The sequence below is a fragment of the Streptomyces sp. NPDC090442 genome (genome assembly GCF_044769405.1).
Classification (GTDB): Bacteria; Actinomycetota; Actinomycetes; order Streptomycetales; family Streptomycetaceae; genus Streptomyces.
In genome coordinates, this window is sequence record NZ_JBIVXW010000015.1 from 102,621 (window position 1) to 120,247 (window position 17,627).

The following is a 17,627-nucleotide window of genomic DNA, read 5'->3' on the forward strand; positions in this document are numbered from 1 at the left end:
GCCCCCTGCGGGGCCACAACCGGGCGGGCGGGGGAGGTATTCCGGACCCTGAACCGGAAGGCTCCGGCATGACGGACAATGGACCCCATGCCTTCCGCACTGCCAGATGGTGAGCCGATGCCCGAGGACGGGGCGCTGCCCCGCCATGCGCTGACCGGCGCCGCCGAGCGCCCCCTCGGCTTCTATCTGCACGTGCCGTACTGCGCCACCCGCTGCGGCTACTGCGACTTCAACACCTACACCGCGAGCGAACTGCGCGGCCGCGGCGGCGCCCTGGCCTCCCGCGACAACTACGCCGACACCCTCGTCGAGGAGGTCCGGCTGGCCCGCAAGGTACTGGGCGACGACCCCCGTCCCGTACAGACGGTCTTCGTCGGCGGTGGCACCCCGACCCTGCTGCCCGCCGCCGACCTCGGCCGGATGCTGGCCGCGCTGCGCGACGAGTTCGGCCTGGCGCCCGACGCCGAGATCACCACCGAGGCCAATCCGGAGTCCGTCGATCCGCGCTACCTCGCCGAGCTGCGCGCGGGCGGCTTCAACCGCGTCTCCTTCGGCATGCAGAGCGCCCGCCAGCACGTCCTGAAGATCCTCGACCGCACGCACACCCCGGGCCGCCCCGAAGCCTGCGTCGCCGAGGCCCGCGCGGCCGGCTTCGCGCACGTCAACCTCGACCTGATCTACGGCACCCCCGGGGAGTCCGACGACGACTGGCGCGCCTCCCTGGACGCCGCCACCGCCGCCGGCCCGGACCACATCTCCGCCTACGCCCTGATCGTCGAGGAGGGCACCCAACTCGCCCGCCGGATCCGCCGCGGCGAGGTCCCGATGACCGACGACGACGTGCACGCCGACCGCTACCTGATCGCCGAGGAGCGCCTGACCGCCGCCGGCTTCTCCTGGTACGAGGTCTCCAACTGGGCCACCACCGAGGCCGCCCGCTGCCGTCACAACGAGCTGTACTGGACCGGCGCCGACTGGTGGGGCGCCGGACCCGGCGCGCACAGCCACGTCGGCGGCGTCCGCTGGTGGAACGTCAAGCACCCCGCCGCCTACGCCCAGGCCCTCGCCGAGGGCCGCTCACCGGGCGCCGGCCGCGAGGTGCTGGCCGACGAGGACCGCCGCGTCGAGCGGATCCTCCTGGAGCTCCGGCTCGCCGCCGGCTGCCCGCTCGACCTCCTCGCCCCCGCGGGCGCCCGCGCCGCCGCCCGCGCGTTGGCCGACGGCCTCCTGGCGCCCGGCCCGTACGAGGCCGGGCGGGCGGTGCTGACGCTCCGCGGCCGACTCCTCGCGGACGCGGTCGTCCGCGACCTGGTGGACTGACACCCGGGTCGCCGCCTCGCTCGCGCTCGAATCCCCCGCCCCGTCCCCAACGCCCCCAAGGAGCCGGGGACTTCACCACACCTAGGGCGTCGACGCTTCGACGACCGGCGCGTCAACCCCTCGATTCCTTGATCTCTCGATTCCTCGATCAATGCGTCAACGGGCGGGACGACCGGCCCGACGCCGAGTCGATCTCGTCATGGGCCTTGGTCAGCAGTTGCATCGCCAGGTCGTTGAGGGCCCTGGCCCCCGCGACCTCCTCGCCGACCCGGGGCTGGTTCCCGTCGGCGGGATGGCGGCTGGCATAACCATGGGACCGCACCTCGGTCCCGTCCGGCAGCCGTACCATCGCGGCGGCCCGGGTGCGGTGGACGTCCTCCTCGAACTCCATCTCGACATGCCATCCGACAGCGGTCTTCAACATGGCGGTCACCTCCGGAATCGCTGCTACCAGCGTGCGCTCGCCACCGCCCCCGCGCACGACGTGCACCGGGGCGGCGCCGCGCCCTCCCCAGGGCGCTTCTGACGGATCTCCGCCCGCGGTCACCAGGCCCTTCGCCCCGTCACGCGCTCTCCGGCGCCGTCACGAAGTCGATCAGTTCCTCCACCCGACCCAGCAGCGCCGGCTCCAGGTCCTTGTACGACCGCACCCGGGACAGGATCCGCTGCCAGGCCGCGCCGGTGTTCTCCGGCCAGCCCAGCGCCCGGCACACCCCGGTCTTCCAGTCCTGACCCCGGGGGACCTGCGGCCAGCCCGCGATGCCCACCGACGACGGCTTCACCGCCTGCCACACGTCGATGTACGGGTGGCCGACGACCAGCACGTTCCCGTCCGTCACCGACGCCGCGATCCGGGACTCCTTGGAACCGGGGACGAGGTGGTCCACCAGGACGCCGAGGCGGGCGTCCGGGCCGGGGGAGAACGCCTCCACGATGGCCGGAAGGCCGTCGATGCCCTCCAGGTACTCCACGACGACGCCCTCGATCCGCAGGTCGTCGCCCCAGACGCGCTCCACCAACTCGGCGTCGTGCCGGCCCTCCACGTAGATGCGACCGGCGCGGGCGACCCGGGCGCGGGCCCCGGGGACCGCGAGCGAACCGGAGGCGGTGCGCGCCGGCCCGCTCGCCGCCGGGCGGGCCGACGGCCGGACGAGGGTGACGGTCCTGCCCTCCAGGAGGAAGCCGCGCGGCGCCATCGGGAACACCCGCTGCTTGCCGAAGCGGTCCTCCAGGGTCACCGTCGTGCCCTCGGCGGTCTTCTCGCACCGGATGACCGCGCCGCAGTAGCCCGTGGCCACCTCCTCCACGACCAGCCCGGGATCGGCCGGCACCTCGGGCACCGGCTTCGGCTTCTTCCAGGGGGGAGTGAGGTCGGGGCTGTAGTGCCTGCTGTGCATGGAGGTCGGTTCCCTACGGGTCGGGGGCGGACAGTCGGTGGGTCGGGTGGGGAGGAGTGGTGCTACGGGCGGCGGACCGGTGTGCACGCCGGGGAGGGCGGGCCAACCGCGGTCGCGTCAGGGCGCGTTGGCGGTGCCGAAGCGGGCGGCCAGGGCGTCCCGTTGCGCGCGGACGAAGGCCGCGTCCACCACCGCGCCGTGCCCCGGCACGTAGTGGGCGTCCTCGCCGCCCAGGGCCAGCAGCCGGTCGAGCGCGGCGGGCCACCGCCGGGGCAGCGCGTCCGGACCCGCCTGGGGCTCGCCGGACTCCTCCACCAGATCGCCGCAGAAGACGACGTCCCGTTCGCCGGGCCGGCCCGGTACCAGGACGGCCAGGTCGTGGGCGGTGTGACCGGGGCCGACGTCGGCCAACAGCACCTCCCGGCCCCCGAGGTCGAGGGTCGTTCGGTCGTCCACCTGGTGGCGGGGGACGACCAGGTGGTCCGCGGCCTCGGCGGCGGCCCGCGGGGCCACGCCGTGCCGGACCGCGTCCTGCCGCAGCGTCTCCCCGCCGTCCCGGAGCAGTCCGGCCACCCCCGCCGCGCCGTACACCTCGACGCCGGCGAAGGCCGCGGTGCCCAGTACGTGGTCGAAGTGCGGGTGGGTGAGCGCGACATGCGTCACATCGCGGCCCAGCACGCCGCGGATCGTGCGGCGCAGCTCCGCCCCGGCGGCGAGGGTCGGACCGGTGTCGACGAGCAACACCCCGTCGGCGCCGGCGATCACGCCGATCGTCTCGTCCCAGCCGGGCATCCGGCGCCGGACGACGTCGGTGCCGAGCCGCTCCCAGCCGGCCTCTTCCCAAGTGGTGCGCATGGCAGGACGCTAGCGCCCCCGCGATAGCGTTGCCCCGCACCCGGTGGAAACCCGGCGGAAAGCCGGCGGGCGCGCGCACCTCGTGGGGCGCGCCGCGGTGCGGTCCCGGGGCGCCAACGAGGCGTCGTGCAAGGGATTTCCAGGGGATCGCTCGGGGAACTCTCCGGGGCGGCCCGGGGTCGGATCAGGCGGTGGTGGGTAAGCCCTCAGTGCGCCCGCCCTTGCTGTATCCGCTCCGCCCGGCCGTACACTGGCTGCGGGTCTGGCACTCGGGCCAGGTGAGTGCCAGTGGAGAGACGACCGGCGGGACGGCCGACTGGAGGTGGCGGACATGCTCAGTGAACGCAGGCTTGAAGTGCTGCGCGCCATCGTCCAGGACTATGTCGGGACGGAGGAGCCGGTCGGCTCCAAGGCCCTCACCGAGCGCCACAAGCTGGGCGTCTCCCCGGCCACCGTCCGCAACGACATGGCGGCCCTGGAGGACGAGGGCTTCATCGCCCAGCCGCACACCAGCGCCGGCCGGATCCCGACCGACAAGGGCTACCGCCTCTTCGTCGACAAGATGGCCGGCGTCAAGCCGCTGTCCGTCCCCGAGCGACGGGCGATCCAGAACTTCCTGGACGGCGCCGTCGACCTCGACGACGTGGTGGGCCGCACGGTGCGGCTGCTGGCGCAGCTCACCCGACAGGTCGCGGTGGTGCAGTACCCGTCCCTGACGCGGTCCACCGTCCGGCACGTCGAGCTGCTGGCGCTGGCCCCGGCCCGGCTGATGCTGGTGCTGATCACCGACACCGGCCGCGTCGAGCAGCGGCTCATCGACTGCCAGACGCCGTTCGGCGAGACGTCCCTGGCGGACCTGCGCGCCCGGCTCAACAGCCGGATCGTCGGCCGCCGTTTCACCGACGTCCCGCAGCTCGTGCAGGATCTCCCGGAATCCTTCGAACAGGAGGACCGGGCCACGGTATCGACAGTACTGTCGGTGTTGCTGGAGACTCTGGTGGAGGAGACCGAAGAGCGGTTGATGATCGGCGGCACCGCCAATCTGACGCGCTTCGGGCATGATTTCCCCCTGACCATCCGGCCGGTGCTGGAAGCCCTTGAGGAGCACGTGGTGCTGCTCAAGCTGCTCGGGGAGGCCAACGACTCGGGCGTGACCGTACGCATCGGGCATGAGAATGCTCACGAGGGCCTGACGTCCACCTCGGTCGTCACCGTCGGATACGGTTCGGGCGACGAGGCCGTCGCGAAATTGGGCGTGGTCGGACCGACCCGCATGGACTACCCCGGAACGATGGGAGCGGTACGCGCAGTGGCACGTTACGTCGGACAGATCCTCGCGGAGTCGTAAGTGGCCACGGATTACTACTCGGTCCTCGGCGTCAGCCGTGACGCCTCGCAGGACCAGATCAAGAAGGCTTTCCGGCGGCTGGCGCGCGAGCTCCACCCGGATGTGAACCCGGATCCCAAGACCCAGGAGCGGTTCAAGGAGATCAACGCCGCCTACGAGGTCCTGTCGGACCCGCAGAAGAAGCAGGTCTACGACCTCGGCGGCGACCCCCTCTCGCAGGCCGGCGGCGCCGGTGGCGCGGGCGGCTTCGGCGCGGGCTTCGGGAACTTCTCCGACATCATGGACGCGTTCTTCGGCACGGCCTCGCAGCGCGGCCCGCGCTCGCGGACCCGCCGCGGCCAGGACGCGATGATCCGCCTCGACATCGAGCTGAGCGAGGCCGCGTTCGGCACCACCAAGGACATCCAGGTCGACACCGCCGTCGTCTGCACCACGTGCAGCGGCGAGGGCGCGGCGCCGGGCACCTCGGCGCAGACCTGTGACATGTGCCGCGGCCGCGGCGAGGTCTCGCAGGTCACCCGGTCCTTCCTGGGCCAGGTCATGACGTCCCGCCCCTGCCCCCAGTGCCAGGGCTTCGGCACGGTCGTCCCGACCCCGTGCCCGGAGTGCGCGGGCGACGGCCGGATCCGCTCCCGCCGCACCCTCACGGTCAAGATCCCGGCCGGTGTCGACAACGGCACCCGGATCCAGTTGGCCGGCGAGGGCGAGGTCGGCCCCGGCGGCGGCCCCGCCGGCGACCTCTACGTCGAGATCCACGAGCTGCCCCACCCGGTGTTCCAGCGCCGCGGCGACGATCTGCACTGCACGGTCACCATCCCGATGACCGCGGCGGCGCTGGGCACCAAGTGCCCCCTGGAGACGCTCGACGGCATGGAGGAGGTCGACGTCCGGCCCGGCACCCAGTCCGGCCAGTCGATCCCGCTGCACGGCCGCGGCGTGACGCACCTGCGCGGCAACGGCCGCGGCGATCTGATCGTCCACGTCGAGGTGCAGACCCCGAGCAAGCTGGAGCCCGAGCAGGAGGAACTGCTGCGCCGGCTGGCCAAGCTGCGCGGCGAGGAGCGCCCGCTGGGGCAGTTCCAGCCGGGGCAGCAGGGGCTGTTCTCGCGCCTGAAGGACGCGTTCAACGGGCGGTAGTCGCACCGGTCGGGGCGGCGGTCAGGGGGTTTCCCGCGGCCGTCGCCCCGGTTCTGGGCGGGGCGACGGGCGTGACACGATGTGGGCATGCCCACCGCGCTCACCGATCTCTGCCGCCACCCCATCGTGCAGGCCCCGATGGCGGGTGGTGGCTCCGGACCCGAGTTGGCCGCCGCCGTCTGCGAGGCCGGCGGCCTCGGCTTCCTGGCGGCCGGCTACAAGACCGCCGACGGCATGTACCAGGAGATCAAGCAGCTGCGCGGGCTGACCGGCCGGCCCTTCGGCGTCAACCTCTTCATGCCGCAACCCCCGTTGGCCGACGCCTCCGCCGTCGAGGTCTACCGCGAGCAACTCGCCGGCGAGGCCACCTGGTACGAGACCGAGCTCGGCGACGCGGACGCCCCCGCCGACGACGGCTACGAGGCCAAGCTGGCGATCCTCCGCGACGACCCGGTGCCGGTGGTCTCCTTCACCTTCGGCTGCCCCTCGCGGGCGGTGCTCGACGCGTTCGCCAAGGTCGGTACGTACACCATCGTCACGGTCACCACGGCCGCCGAGGCACAGGCCGCGCAGTGGTCGGGGGCCGACGCGGTGTGCGTGCAGGGCGTGGAGGCGGGCGGCCACCAGGGCACCCACCGGGACGACCCGCACGCCGACGGCACCGGCGCCGGGCTGGGGTTGGTGGCGCTGCTGGCGCAGGTGCGGGAGACGGTGCAGATCCCGCTGATCGCCGCCGGCGGGCTGATGCGCGGCGCCCAGATCGCCGCGGTGCTGGCCGCCGGTGCCACGATGGCGCAGTTGGGCACCGCCTTCCTGATCACCCCCGAGTCCGGCGCCCACCCGCTGCACAAGCAGGCACTGATCAACCCCCTGTTCACGCATACCGAGTTGACCAGGGCGTTCTCCGGGCGGCCGGCCCGCGCACTGGTGAACCGCTTCCTTCGCGAGCACGGCCCGTACGCCCCGGCCGCCTACCCGGCCGTGCACTACCTCACCTCCCCGGTCCGCAAGGCCGCCGCCAAGGCGGGCGACGCCCAGGGGATGAACCTCTGGGCAGGGCAGGGCCATCGGCTGGCGCGGGAGCTACCCGCCGGGCGGTTGGTGGAGGTCCTAATGGCCGAACTCGACGCCGCCCGCGCCGCGTTGGCCAACGGCCGCCCGTCCGACGCCGGTTGCGGCACGAGCGGAGGTGCGGCATGACCGCCCCCGTCTTCCTCGTCGACGTCGATGCGCTCGCCGGTGTACGGGCCGGCGGCACGCTCACCCTGGACGGCCCCGAGGGCCGGCACGCGGTGTCGGTGCGGCGGCTCCGGGTCGGCGAGGAGATCGTCCTGACGGACGGCGCCGGCACCGGCGCCGAGGGCACCGTCGCCGCCGTCGAGGGCAAGGACCGGCTCACCGTCGCCGTCACCGCGCTGCGCACCGAGGAACCGCCGGCGCCCACCCTCACCGTCGTGCAGGCGCTGCCCAAGGGCGACCGCGGGGAGCTGGCCGTGGAGACCATGACGGAGGCCGGGGTGGACGCCATCGTGCCGTGGCCCGCGTCCCGTTGCGTCACCCAGTGGAAGGGCGAACGGGCCGCCAAGTCGCTCGCCAAGTGGCGGGCCACCGCGCGGGAGGCCGGCAAGCAGTCCCGCCGGCTGACCTTCCCGCAGGTCACCGACCCGCTGTCGACCAAGAAGGTCGCCGAGCTGCTCGCCGACGCCGACTTCGCCGCCGTCCTCCACGAGGAGGGCAGCAGCCCGCTCGCCTCCGCCGAACTCCCCACCCAGGGCTCGATCGTGCTGGTCGTCGGCCCGGAAGGGGGCGTCTCGCCGGAGGAGTTGGCGCTCTTCGCCGAGGCGGGGGCCAAGCCGTATCGGCTGGGGGCGAGCGTGCTGCGGACGTCTACGGCCGGGACGGCGGCGGTGGCGTTGTTGTTGGGGCGCACGGGGCGCTGGGGCTAGGTTCGGCCCACCTTGTCGGCTGCCCCGCCGTGGGCCTGCGGCCGGCTGGTCCCCACGTTGTCGGCTGCCCCGTCGTGGGGCTCGCTGTTTACGCCTGCGGCGCGGGCCGCTGCGCGGGGCGGGGCCGCTGCGCGGGGCTGTCGGGGTGCGGTGACGGGCCTCCGGGGTGGTGTGTCGGACTGCTTCGCTTTACGTCCGACACACCACCCCCTCCGACCCGTCCCCTCCCGTTGTGGGTGGGGAAAAGGGCGGTGGGGGTTGGGCGTTGTGGTGCTCCGGAGGCCAATGGCCAGGCTGGGGGCCCGGGTTGGTCAGGGGAGGAGCTCGGCGGTCAGGGTGATGTTCTTGACGCCGGCCAGGGCCTGACTGACGGGGCAGTTCTGCTTGGCGTCCTGGGCCGCGGACTGGAAGTCGGGGGCGGAGAGGCCGGGGACGCGGGCCTTGACGGTGAGGGCGATCGCGGTGATGCCCTCGCCGGGCTGGAAGGTGACGTCGGCCTGGGTGTCGAGGCTTTCGACGGTGTGGCCCTTGCCGGCCAGGCCGTGCGAGAGGGCCATCGAGTAGCAGGAGGAGTGGGCCGCCGCGATCAGCTCCTCGGGGCTGGTGACGCCGTTCGGCTGCTCCGCGCGGGCGGGCCAGTTCACGTCGTAGGTGCCGACCTTGGAGGACTCCAGGGCGACGGTGCCCTTGCCCTGGAGGAGGTTGCCTTCCCAGTGGGTCTTGGCGGTGCGCGTGGTTGCCATGGTGCATAACTCCCGTTTGTGGGGCCAATGCGGTCTGAGAGGTCAGCTTAGGGTCAGACCGGTCACGATCCGCGGGATCGACTCCGGGGCCGCCTGGACCGGCCCGCGGGGCCGCCGGGGGTGATCGGCTAGCATCCGGAGGGCGTACGCACGGTGCGTACGGCGCAAGCCGCGCGACCCGGGAGGAGCCCACCGGTGGCGGGAAAACCGCAGGCCGACTGCCTGTTCTGCAAGATCGTGGCGGGAGAGGTACCGGCGACGATCGTCCGTGAGACGGAGACCACCGTCGCCTTCCGCGACATCAACCCCCAGGCGCCCACGCACGTCCTGGTGATCCCGAAGGTGCACTACCCGGACGCGGCGTCGCTCGCCGGCGCCGAGCCCGAGGTGATCGCCGACATACTGCGCGAGTCCCGCGAGGTCGCTGCCGCGGACCAGATCGAGGAGACCGGCTACCGGGTCGTCTTCAACACCGGCGCCGGCGCCGGCCAGACCGTCTTCCACGCGCACCTGCACGTCCTCGGGGGCCGCGGCCTCCAGTGGCCTCCCGGATAACGAGCCATGTCGGTACGCGAACTGGTCGTCCTCGGGACCGCCAGCCAGGTCCCCACCCGGCACCGCAACCACAACGGCTATCTGCTGCGGTGGGACGGCCAGGGGCTGCTCTTCGACCCGGGCGAGGGCACCCAGCGTCAGATGTTGCGGGCCGGCGTCGCCGCCCACGACCTCAACCGGATCTGCATCACCCACTTCCACGGCGACCACTCGCTGGGCCTGGCCGGGGTGATCCAGCGGATCAACCTCGACCGGGTGCCACATCCGGTGACGGCCCACTACCCGGCCAGCGGCGAGCGGTTCTTCGAGCGGCTGCGGTACGCCACCGCCTACCGCGAGACCGTCAAGATCGCCCAGCGGCCGGTCTCCGCCGACGGTGAACTGGGCCGCGACAAGGGCTACGTCCTGACCGCGCGCAAGCTCTCGCACCCGGTCGAGTCGTACGGCTACCGGCTCACCGAGCCGGACGGCCGGCGGATGCTGCCGGAGCGGCTGGCCGCCCACGGCATCGCCGGACCGGACGTCGGGCGGCTCCAACGGGACGGCGAACTGGGCGGCGTGACCCTCGACGAGGTCAGCGAGGTGCGGCCCGGCCAGAGCTTCGCCTTCGTCATGGACACCCGCCTGTGCGACGGCGTGCACGCCCTCGCGGACGGCGTGGACATGCTGGTGATCGAGTCCACGTTCCTCGACGAGGACGTCCAACTGGCCAAGGACCACGGACACTTGACGGCCGGGCAGGCGGCGAAGGTGGCCGTCGACGCCGGGGTGCGGCACCTGGTGCTGACGCACTTCTCGCAGCGCTACGCCGACCCCGCGGACTTCGAGCGGCAGGCGCGGGCGGCGGGCTTCGCCGGCGAACTCACCGTCGCCAGGGACCTGTTGCGGGTCCCACTGCCCAAGAGGCGCTGACCCGCGGCCCGTAGAGCGGGACCCCGGCGCCCCTGGGCGGGCGCCGGGGCCGCCCACCTCACGGCAGGTAGTACATCGGGTTCGGCAGCTTGAAGGTGCGCCGCGCGGCGCCGCCCTGCAGGTCGCTGTACTGGTCGCCGAAGTTGGCGACGATGCGGTAGCCGAGGGACTCGATGTGCTTGCGGGTGCCCGACTTGAAGCCGATGGTCGAGCAGGTCGTGCCGCACGGCAGGTAGGGCGGCGGGTGCTCCTTGTCCCGCAGGTAGACGTGGGCGCGGTCCAGCGGGACGTCGTAGCCGACGTTCTTGAGGTTGCGCACGCTCCAGTCGCGCTGGGCCTCCTTGCGGCCGGTGACGAAGAAGACCTCGGCGCCCTTCTTGTGCGCCCAGGTGACCAGGTCGTTCATGCCGAACACCGCGGCCATGTCGGTGTGTTCGAGGTACTCGTCCTGGGACTTGGGCGTGAAGTTGAAGCCGACCTTCAGCTCGTAGTTGTAGGTCAGCAGCGTGGTGTCGTCCATGTCCAGGACGATCGCCGGCTTGGCCTTCCCGGTGTCCTTCTTGGCCAGCGCGTGCGCCAGGTAGGTGCGCGCCTTGGCCTCGATGCCGCGGATCTGGCGGGCGTAGTTGCTGGTGGGGGAGGCGTAGTGCTCGCCGTCGGCCGTCACCGTGTCGCCGTAGTACGCCTTGATCTTGTCCTCGACCTGCGTGAGGTTGGGGATCTCCTTGTCGGTGCGCGGCACCGAGTGTTCGGCGGTGGCCTGGCCGGCGCCGAACACCGCGGTCCCGGCGACGAGGGCGGCGGCCACCGCGCCGCCCAGGCGGACGCGGCGGGAGAGGACGGGGCGGGGCATGCGCGGCTCCTTCAGGAAGCGGGGGTGGTCCCGGCGAGGGGGGCAGAGGCAGGCGGTACGCGGCCATCTACGCGCGCAGATTAACGGATAAATCGGAGGTGGGGGGTCCAGCGTCCAAGCTGGTACCCAACTGGGTTGTCCGGCAAGCCTCTTGACGGTGGACGCGGCCGCTCCTTAGCCTCCATCCCGATCCATGGATGTTGTCTACATATGGAGACGAACGCCGATGGTCGCCCCCTGCCCCGCGGACCTGCTCGTCGCCGAGGTCCGCCTCACCCCGGTCCTGATCGCCGACCCCCCGCTGCTCAACACCCAAGGCGTGCACCAGCCGTACACCCCGCGCCTGATCATCGAGGTGGTCACCGAAGGCGGCGCCACCGGCCTGGGGGAGACCTACGGGGACACCGAATACCTCGCCCTGGCCCGCCCGTTGGCCAACGCCCTCGTCGGTCGACCGGTCACGGACCTGAACGGCCTGGCGGCGCTCGCCGAACGGACCGGCGCGGACTCCCTCATGGCAGCCGGCACGCACGGCGGGAACGGGGGCGCGCAGGGCGTGGACGCCGCCGGGCTGCGCGGCGTCCGCACCGCCGGCAAACTGCGCCGCTCGGTCCGCTCCGGCTTCGAGGTCGCCCTCCTGGACGCCTGGGGTCACGCCGCCGGCCTGCCCGTCCACGCCCTGCTCGGCGGCGCGGTGCGCGACCGCGTCCCCTACAGCGCCTACCTCTTCTACCGCTGGCAACGCCATCCCGAAGGCCCCGGCGAGGAGGACGACTGGGGCGCCGCCCTCGACCCGGCCGGCGTCGTCGCCCAGGCCCGCCGCTTCGCCGACCGGTACGGCTTCACGTCCTTCAAGCTCAAGGGCGGCGTCTTCGCGCCGGAGGAGGAGACCGCCGCGATCCGGGCGCTGGCCGAGGAGTTCCCCGGGCGGCCGCTGCGGCTGGACCCCAACGGCGCCTGGACGGTGCCCACCGCGCTCCAGGTGGCCGACGCCCTCGCGGACGTCCTGGAATACCTGGAGGACCCGGTGAGCGGCACCGCCGCGATGGCCGAGGTCGCCGCCCGCACGCCCATCCCGCTCGCCACCAACATGTGCGTCACCACCTTCGAGGAGATGCCCGAGGCGGTAGCCCGCGGCGCCGTACGGATCGTGCTCTCCGACCACCACTACTGGGGCGGCCTGCACGCCACCCGCGAACTCGCCGCCCTCTGCCGCACGTTCGGCCTCGGGCTGGCCATGCACTCCAACACCCACCTGGGCATCAGCCTCGCCGCCATGACCCACGTGGCGGCCACCGTGCCCAACCTGGACCACGCCTGCGACACCCACTACCCCTGGCAGACCGAGGACGTCCTCGCCGAACGCCCCGTCTTCCGCGACGGCCACCTGGACATCGGCGACGCCCCCGGCCTCGGCGTCACCCTCGACCCTGACCGGCTCGCCGCCCTGCACCAGCGCTGGCTGGCCGACGACGGCACCTACCGGGACCGCGACGACGCCGCCGCGATGCGCCGCGCCCACCCCGACTGGACCGCCCCGGCCGTGCCCCGTTGGTGAGGCGGGCGGGCGGCGACCGCCCCCTGGGCCGCGGTGCACGCGCCGCGGCCGCACGCGGTGTGGCACAACCCGGCGGCGGTGCGTCACAGTGGTCCCGTACGTGATCTTTGAAGAGGGGCGGTACCGATGGCACAGGAAGTGCGCGGCGTCGTGGCGCCGGGCAAGAACGAGGCGGTCCGGCTGGAGACGATCCTGGTACCCGACCCGGGGCCCGGAGAAGCCGTGGTGCAGATCCAGGCGTGCGGGGTGTGCCACACCGACCTGCACTACAAGCAGGGCGGCATCAACGACGACTTCCCGTTCCTGCTCGGCCACGAGGCGTCGGGCATCGTGGAGTCGGTGGGCGAGGGCGTCACCGACGTCGCCCCCGGGGACTTCGTCATCCTCAACTGGCGCGCGGTGTGCGGCTCCTGCCGGGCGTGCCTGCGCGGCCGGCCCCAGTACTGCTTCAACACCCACAACGCCCGCCAGAAGATGACGCTCAAGGACGGCACCGAGCTGTCCCCGGCGCTGGGCATCGGGGCGTTCGCCGACAAGACGCTGGTCGCCGCCGGCCAGTGCACCAAGGTCGACCCGGGGGTCGCGCCGGCCGTCGCGGGGCTGCTGGGCTGCGGCGTGATGGCCGGGATCGGCGCCGCGATCAACACCGGGAACGTCGGCCGCGGCGACTCGGTCGCGGTCATCGGCTGCGGCGGGGTCGGCGACGCGGCGGTGGTCGGGGCCCGGCTGGCCGGCGCGGCGAAGATCATCGCCATCGACATCGACGACCGCAAGCTGGAGACCGCCCGCTCCATGGGCGCCACCCACACCGTCAACTCCCGTACCGCCGACCCCGTCGAGGCCGTCCGGGAGCTCACCGGCGGCTTCGGCGCCGACGTCGTCATCGACGCGGTCGGCCGCCCGGAAACCTACCGGCAGGCGTTCTACGCCCGCGACCTGGCCGGGACCGTCGTCCTGGTGGGCGTCCCCACCCCCGAGATGACCCTGGAACTCCCCCTCCTGGACGTCTTCGGCCGCGGCGGCGCCCTGAAGTCCTCCTGGTACGGCGACTGCCTGCCGTCCCGGGACTTCCCGATGCTGATCGACCTCCACCAGCAGGGCCGGATCGACCTCGGCGCGTTCGTCACCGAGACCATCGCCATCGACGAGGTGGAGCGGGCCTTCGACCGGATGCACGCCGGCGACGTGCTGCGTTCGGTGGTGATGCTGTGATGACCGCCCGCATCGACCACCTCGTCACCTCCGGGACGTTCTCCCTCGACGGCGGCACCTGGGACGTCGACAACAACGTGTGGATCGTCGGCGACGGCTCCGAGGCCGTCGTCATCGACGCCGCCCACGACGCCGACGCCATCCTCCGGGCCCTCGACGGACGCACCCTGCGCGCGATCATCTGCACCCACGCGCACAACGACCACATCGACGCGGCCCCGGCGCTCGCCGCCCGCACGGGCGCGCGGATCCTGCTGCACCCCGACGACCTGCCGCTGTGGAAGCAGACCCACCCGGACACCGCCCCCGACGGGAACCTGTCGGACGGTCAGGTGCTGACCATCGCCGGCACCGACCTGACCGTGCTGCACACCCCCGGCCACGCGCCCGGCGCGGTCTGCCTCCACGCCCCGGACCTGAAGGCCGTGTTCACCGGGGACACCCTCTTCCAGGGCGGCCCCGGCGCCACCGGCCGCTCCTTCTCCGACTTCCCGACGATCATCGACTCGATCCGCGACCGGCTGCTGACCCTCCCCCCGGACACCACCGTCCACACCGGCCACGGCGACTCGACGACCATCGGCACGGAGGCCCCGCACCTGGAGGAGTGGGTGGCGCGGGGGCACTAGGGGCGGGGGAACGCTTCCCCGAGGGGGCGTGCGAACACATCCCGTAGGGGACGCATGGCCCCCTGCGGGGCCTCAACGCACCGAAGGCGCAAGGTATTCCGCGGACGAGCCCTATGGGGGTCCTTTGGGGGACTCCCCCTCGGGGCTGGACGAACGCATCCCGTAAGGGGCGCGCGGTCCCCCTGCGGAGCCTCAACGTACGGGAAGCGCAGGGTATTTCAGAGGTCTCCAGAGGAGAGGGCCGGAGGAGATCACGGAGGGCCCGAGGGGATCAGAGGGACCCCAAAGGGCATCGGCAGGGGGCAGAGGAGGCCCAAGAGAGGCCCAGAGAGGCCCAGAGGGGACGGGAGGGGACGGGGGGGACGGGGGGATCGGAGGAAGCAGGTGGGATCAGAGCGGTTCAGGGGAAATCGGGGCGGATTGGTCAGGACCAGCGGAAAACAGGGTGGGTCAGACAGGGTCAGAGGGAGGCAGGGCGGATCAGACAGGGGTAGGGGAAACGGGGCGGATCAGGGGCGCGGTGTGCTTCAGGTGCCGGTGGCTGTTTGTTGGAGGATGCGGGCGGCCACCGTTGCGGAGTCGACCAACGGGTGGAGGGCCAGGGCCCGTAGGGCGGCGTCGCGGTCCTTGAAGAGGGCGGCGTCGACCGTGGCGCGCTCGACCGCCTTGAGTTGGAGCATCAGCCCCAACTGGTCCTCGCGCAGCGGCGCGCAGGGCAGCGGCCGGGCCCCCTTGGCGGTCACCTCGCAGACCGTCTCCACGATCGCGTCCGACGGCAGTTGCGGCACCGTCGTCCCGTTGCGGACGTTGAGGATCAGCCGCCGACCGGAGTCGCCCGCGATGGCGTGCATCAGGGCCAGCGCGACCCGGTCGTAGCCACCGCCCTCCAGGTCCGCGCTGTCCCGCTGCCAGCCGCCGGTGGCCTCCCGGCTGTGCGCCATGTACGTCTCCTCGCGCTCCAACCGGGTCCGCTCCCACAGCTCGTACACCGCGTCCGGGGAGCCGGCCGTCGCGGCCCGTTCGAAGAAGCCGCCCTGCTGCCGGTCCAGGAACTCCCCGCGGGTCTGCGCGGTGTCCCGTACGGAGTGCAGGGTCTCCCGGCGGAAGTAGTAGTAGTGCAGGTACTCGTTGGGCAGGGCGCCGAGGACGCGGAGCCAGTCGGGGCCGAAGAGCCGACCCTCCTCGAAGGAGCCCAGGGCCGCCTCGTCGGTGAGCAGGCCGGGCAGCACATCGGCGCCGTCCAGGGTCAACGAGCGTAGCCAGCCGAGGTGGTTGAGGCCGACGTAGTCGTAACCGGAGCGGGCCGGGTCCTCCAGGGCCGCCGGGTCCGCGCCGACCGCGCGGGCCGCCCGGCGCACCAGCCCCACGGGGGAATCGCAGATCCCGATGACCCGGTCACCCAGTACCTGGGCCATCGCCTCGGTCACCATCCCCGCGGGATTGGTGAAGTTGATGACCCACGCCCCCGGGGCGAGCGTCGCGACCCGTTCGGCGATGTGCAGCGCCACCGGGATCGTCCGCAGCCCGTAGAGGACGCCGCCCGCGCCGACCGTCTCCTGGCCCAAGACGCCCTCGGACAGCGGGATTCGCTCGTCCCGGATGCGGCCCGCGGTGCCGCCGACCCGGATGGCGGAGAAGACGAAGTCGGCGCCCGTCAGCGCCGCGTCGAGTGATTCCGCCACTCGTACGGGTACCGCTTCGGTACGGCCCCGCGACAGCCGGGCCAGCACGTCGGAGATCACCGCGACCCGTCGCGGATCGGTGTCGTACAGCGTCAACTCGGAGACGGAGCGTGTCGGATCGTCGAGCAGTGCGCGGTACACGAGCGGGACCCGGAAGCCGCCACCGCCGAGAATGGAGAGCCTCATGGGGCGGAACGTACCGCAGCATCAGGCACACTGGCGGCACGAGTTGCGTAGGAGAGGGGCGAGCGCGGTGAACAGTGGCCGACGCGATGTGCAACCGCCCGCGGGGCCGGCCGCCGTGCCGCCCGGGCTCGATCCGCTGGCCGGGGTGCGCCGCGAGGGCGATCCGCCCACCGACGTCTACCTCACCGGCACCGTCTTCCTCGACATCATCTTCACCGGCCTGGACACCGCCCCGGTCCGCGGCACCGAATCCTGGGCCCGCGGCATGGGATCCAGCCCCGGGGGCGTCGCCAACATGGCCACCGCGCTGGCCCGGCTGGGGCTGCGCACCTCCCTGGCCGCCGCGTTCGGCGACGACATGTACGGCGAGTACTGCTGGGAGGCGCTGGAACAGGGCGAGGGCATCGACCTGTCGCTCTCCCGCCGGGTCCCCGGCTGGCACTCCCCGGTCACCGTCTCGATGGCCTACGAGGGCGAGCGCACCATGGTCTCGCACGGCCACCAGGCCCCGCCGCCGGACTTCGTCTTCGACGGCCGGCACGCGCCCGGCTGCCCGCCGCCGTCCCGGGCCTGCGTCGCCTCGCTCGTGCCCGGCCGCCGGGAGGGCTGGCTGGGCTGCGCGGCCGGCCGCGGCAGCCGGCTCTTCGCCGACGTGGGCTGGGACGACTCCGGCCGCTGGGACCCGGCCGACCTCGCCGACCTGGAGCACTGCGAGGCGTTCCTGCCCAACGCCGAGGAGGCGATGCGCTACACCCGCACCGACTGCCCGCGCGCCGCCGCCCGCAAGCTGGCCGAGCGGGTCCCGCTCGCCGTGGTCACCCTCGGCTCCGAGGGCGCCTACGCGGTGGACGCCCGCAGTGGCGAGACCGCCGAGGTGCCCGCCATCGTCGTGGAGACGCTGGACCCGACCGGCGCCGGGGACGTCTTCGTCGCCGGCTTCGTCACCGGCACCCTCGCCGAGTGGCCGCTGGCCGACCGGCTGGCCTTCGCCGGGCTGAGCGCCGCCCTGTCGGTGCAGGAGTTCGGCGGCTCGCTCTCCGCCCCCGGATGGGCCGAGATCGCCACCTGGTGGCGGCGGGTCCGGGCCTGCGACACCGCGGTCGGCGCCGGGCTGCGCCGCCAGTACGGGTTCCTGGACGCGGCGCTGCCGGCCCCCGGCGCGGCCGTCGACGCCCCCGGCGGGACCGATGCCGCGCGCCCCGCCGGCCCGCCCCCGCTGGCCCGCGCGGTCCCCACGATCGGCTTCCGCCGGCCGGCCTGAACGGCGCCGCGCCCGTACGGAACGTGCCCGTGC

General features: G+C 73.1%; 17 protein-coding genes. 11 read left to right on the plus strand and 6 right to left on the minus strand.

The annotated features are described in order from the left end of the window. Positions 1-87 precede the first annotated feature (87 nt). Entirely contained in the window at positions 88-1,320 is a 1,233-nt protein-coding gene (gene hemW, locus ACIQU6_RS13515) for a radical SAM family heme chaperone HemW (protein WP_376565599.1), read from the plus strand. A 148-nt stretch (positions 1,321-1,468) separates the two neighbouring features. Here the strand turns inward: hemW and ACIQU6_RS13520 are convergent, their stop codons facing one another. The 3 genes from ACIQU6_RS13520 to ACIQU6_RS13530 all read right to left on the minus strand — a co-directional run bounded on the left by ACIQU6_RS13520 (position 1,469) and on the right by ACIQU6_RS13530 (position 3,572). Continuing rightward, complete coding sequence (locus tag ACIQU6_RS13520; protein WP_274915757.1) at positions 1,469-1,744, minus strand: DUF1876 domain-containing protein; 276 nt, start codon at positions 1,742-1,744, stop codon at positions 1,469-1,471. A gap of 139 nt (positions 1,745-1,883) precedes the next feature. Further along, positions 1,884-2,717 carry a DUF3097 domain-containing protein gene (locus tag ACIQU6_RS13525; RefSeq protein WP_403481760.1) on the minus strand — a complete coding sequence of 278 codons (834 nt, stop codon included), beginning with the start codon at positions 2,715-2,717 and terminating at the stop codon, positions 1,884-1,886. A 117-nt stretch (positions 2,718-2,834) separates the two neighbouring features. After that, positions 2,835-3,572 (minus strand): MBL fold metallo-hydrolase, encoded by a 738-nt coding sequence (locus ACIQU6_RS13530; RefSeq protein ID WP_403481761.1) that lies wholly within the window; start codon positions 3,570-3,572, stop codon positions 2,835-2,837. Between the two features lie 331 nt (positions 3,573-3,903). Here ACIQU6_RS13530 and hrcA point away from each other — a divergent pair, with 331 nt between their 5' ends. From hrcA to ACIQU6_RS13550, 4 genes are all read left to right on the plus strand, one after another. After that, positions 3,904-4,920: a heat-inducible transcriptional repressor HrcA gene (gene hrcA / locus ACIQU6_RS13535; RefSeq protein ID WP_403481762.1), complete on the plus strand. Its 1,017-nt coding sequence runs from the start codon at positions 3,904-3,906 to the stop codon at positions 4,918-4,920. Next, positions 4,921-6,057 (plus strand): molecular chaperone DnaJ, encoded by a 1,137-nt coding sequence (dnaJ, locus tag ACIQU6_RS13540; RefSeq protein WP_403481763.1) that lies wholly within the window; start codon positions 4,921-4,923, stop codon positions 6,055-6,057. 87 nt (positions 6,058-6,144) lie between these two features. Beyond that, a complete protein-coding gene (locus ACIQU6_RS13545) occupies positions 6,145-7,257 on the plus strand; it encodes a nitronate monooxygenase (RefSeq protein WP_403481764.1) in 1,113 nt (370 codons plus the stop codon). After that, on the plus strand, positions 7,254-8,003 hold the full coding sequence (locus ACIQU6_RS13550) for a 16S rRNA (uracil(1498)-N(3))-methyltransferase (protein WP_403481765.1): 750 nt from the start codon (positions 7,254-7,256) through the stop codon (positions 8,001-8,003). Before ACIQU6_RS13545 ends, ACIQU6_RS13550 begins: the two co-directional genes overlap by 4 nt. 311 nt (positions 8,004-8,314) lie before the next feature. Here ACIQU6_RS13550 and ACIQU6_RS13555 read toward each other — a convergent pair whose 3' ends face one another. Then, a complete protein-coding gene (locus ACIQU6_RS13555) occupies positions 8,315-8,746 on the minus strand; it encodes an OsmC family protein (protein ID WP_403481766.1) in 432 nt (143 codons plus the stop codon). Between the two features lie 195 nt (positions 8,747-8,941). On the opposite strand from ACIQU6_RS13555, the gene ACIQU6_RS13560 reads away from it, so the two are divergent. Then, entirely contained in the window at positions 8,942-9,301 is a 360-nt protein-coding gene (locus ACIQU6_RS13560; RefSeq protein WP_403481767.1) for a histidine triad nucleotide-binding protein, read from the plus strand. Positions 9,302-9,307: 6 nt separating this feature from the next. Continuing rightward, positions 9,308-10,213: a ribonuclease Z gene (locus ACIQU6_RS13565; RefSeq protein ID WP_403481768.1), complete on the plus strand. Its 906-nt coding sequence runs from the start codon at positions 9,308-9,310 to the stop codon at positions 10,211-10,213. A 58-nt stretch (positions 10,214-10,271) separates the two neighbouring features. Here ACIQU6_RS13565 and ACIQU6_RS13570 read toward each other — a convergent pair whose 3' ends face one another. Continuing rightward, entirely contained in the window at positions 10,272-11,066 is a 795-nt protein-coding gene (locus tag ACIQU6_RS13570) for an HAD family acid phosphatase (protein ID WP_403481769.1), read from the minus strand. Between the two features lie 226 nt (positions 11,067-11,292). Between ACIQU6_RS13570 and ACIQU6_RS13575 the strand changes: the two genes are divergently transcribed. From ACIQU6_RS13575 to ACIQU6_RS13585, 3 genes are all read left to right on the plus strand, one after another. Next, positions 11,293-12,624, plus strand: a complete 1,332-nt coding sequence (locus tag ACIQU6_RS13575) for an enolase C-terminal domain-like protein (protein ID WP_403481770.1) — start codon at positions 11,293-11,295, stop codon at positions 12,622-12,624. A 126-nt stretch (positions 12,625-12,750) separates the two neighbouring features. After that, entirely contained in the window at positions 12,751-13,836 is a 1,086-nt protein-coding gene (locus tag ACIQU6_RS13580; protein ID WP_403481771.1) for an S-(hydroxymethyl)mycothiol dehydrogenase, read from the plus strand. Beyond that, positions 13,836-14,465, plus strand: a complete 630-nt coding sequence (locus ACIQU6_RS13585; protein ID WP_403481772.1) for an MBL fold metallo-hydrolase — start codon at positions 13,836-13,838, stop codon at positions 14,463-14,465. The genes ACIQU6_RS13580 and ACIQU6_RS13585 overlap by 1 nt, the downstream gene beginning before the upstream one ends. Positions 14,466-14,992: 527 nt before the next feature. Here ACIQU6_RS13585 and ACIQU6_RS13590 read toward each other — a convergent pair. After that, positions 14,993-16,333 (minus strand): 6-phospho-beta-glucosidase, encoded by a 1,341-nt coding sequence (locus ACIQU6_RS13590; RefSeq protein ID WP_403481773.1) that lies wholly within the window; start codon positions 16,331-16,333, stop codon positions 14,993-14,995. 67 nt (positions 16,334-16,400) lie between these two features. On the opposite strand from ACIQU6_RS13590, the gene ACIQU6_RS13595 reads away from it, so the two are divergent. After that, entirely contained in the window at positions 16,401-17,594 is a 1,194-nt protein-coding gene (locus tag ACIQU6_RS13595) for a carbohydrate kinase family protein (RefSeq protein WP_403481774.1), read from the plus strand. Positions 17,595-17,627 lie beyond the last annotated feature (33 nt).

What these genes read in the sequence shown, in the direction of transcription:
- hemW (WP_376565599.1), top strand. Translation starts at nt 88, where the DNA reads ATGCCTTCCGCACTGCCAGATGGTGAGCCGATGCCCGAGGACGGGGCG.
- ACIQU6_RS13520 (WP_274915757.1), bottom strand. Translation starts at nt 1,744, where the DNA reads ATGTTGAAGACCGCTGTCGGATGGCATGTCGAGATGGAGTTCGAGGAG.
- ACIQU6_RS13525 (WP_403481760.1), bottom strand. Translation starts at nt 2,717, where the DNA reads ATGCACAGCAGGCACTACAGCCCCGACCTCACTCCCCCCTGGAAGAAG.
- ACIQU6_RS13530 (WP_403481761.1), bottom strand. Translation starts at nt 3,572, where the DNA reads ATGCGCACCACTTGGGAAGAGGCCGGCTGGGAGCGGCTCGGCACCGAC.
- hrcA (WP_403481762.1), top strand. Translation starts at nt 3,904, where the DNA reads ATGCTCAGTGAACGCAGGCTTGAAGTGCTGCGCGCCATCGTCCAGGAC.
- ACIQU6_RS13545 (WP_403481764.1), top strand. Translation starts at nt 6,145, where the DNA reads ATGCCCACCGCGCTCACCGATCTCTGCCGCCACCCCATCGTGCAGGCC.
- ACIQU6_RS13550 (WP_403481765.1), top strand. Translation starts at nt 7,254, where the DNA reads ATGACCGCCCCCGTCTTCCTCGTCGACGTCGATGCGCTCGCCGGTGTA.
- ACIQU6_RS13555 (WP_403481766.1), bottom strand. Translation starts at nt 8,746, where the DNA reads ATGGCAACCACGCGCACCGCCAAGACCCACTGGGAAGGCAACCTCCTC.
- ACIQU6_RS13565 (WP_403481768.1), top strand. Translation starts at nt 9,308, where the DNA reads ATGTCGGTACGCGAACTGGTCGTCCTCGGGACCGCCAGCCAGGTCCCC.
- ACIQU6_RS13570 (WP_403481769.1), bottom strand. Translation starts at nt 11,066, where the DNA reads ATGCCCCGCCCCGTCCTCTCCCGCCGCGTCCGCCTGGGCGGCGCGGTG.
- ACIQU6_RS13575 (WP_403481770.1), top strand. Translation starts at nt 11,293, where the DNA reads ATGGTCGCCCCCTGCCCCGCGGACCTGCTCGTCGCCGAGGTCCGCCTC.
- ACIQU6_RS13580 (WP_403481771.1), top strand. Translation starts at nt 12,751, where the DNA reads ATGGCACAGGAAGTGCGCGGCGTCGTGGCGCCGGGCAAGAACGAGGCG.
- ACIQU6_RS13585 (WP_403481772.1), top strand. Translation starts at nt 13,836, where the DNA reads ATGACCGCCCGCATCGACCACCTCGTCACCTCCGGGACGTTCTCCCTC.
- ACIQU6_RS13590 (WP_403481773.1), bottom strand. Translation starts at nt 16,333, where the DNA reads ATGAGGCTCTCCATTCTCGGCGGTGGCGGCTTCCGGGTCCCGCTCGTG.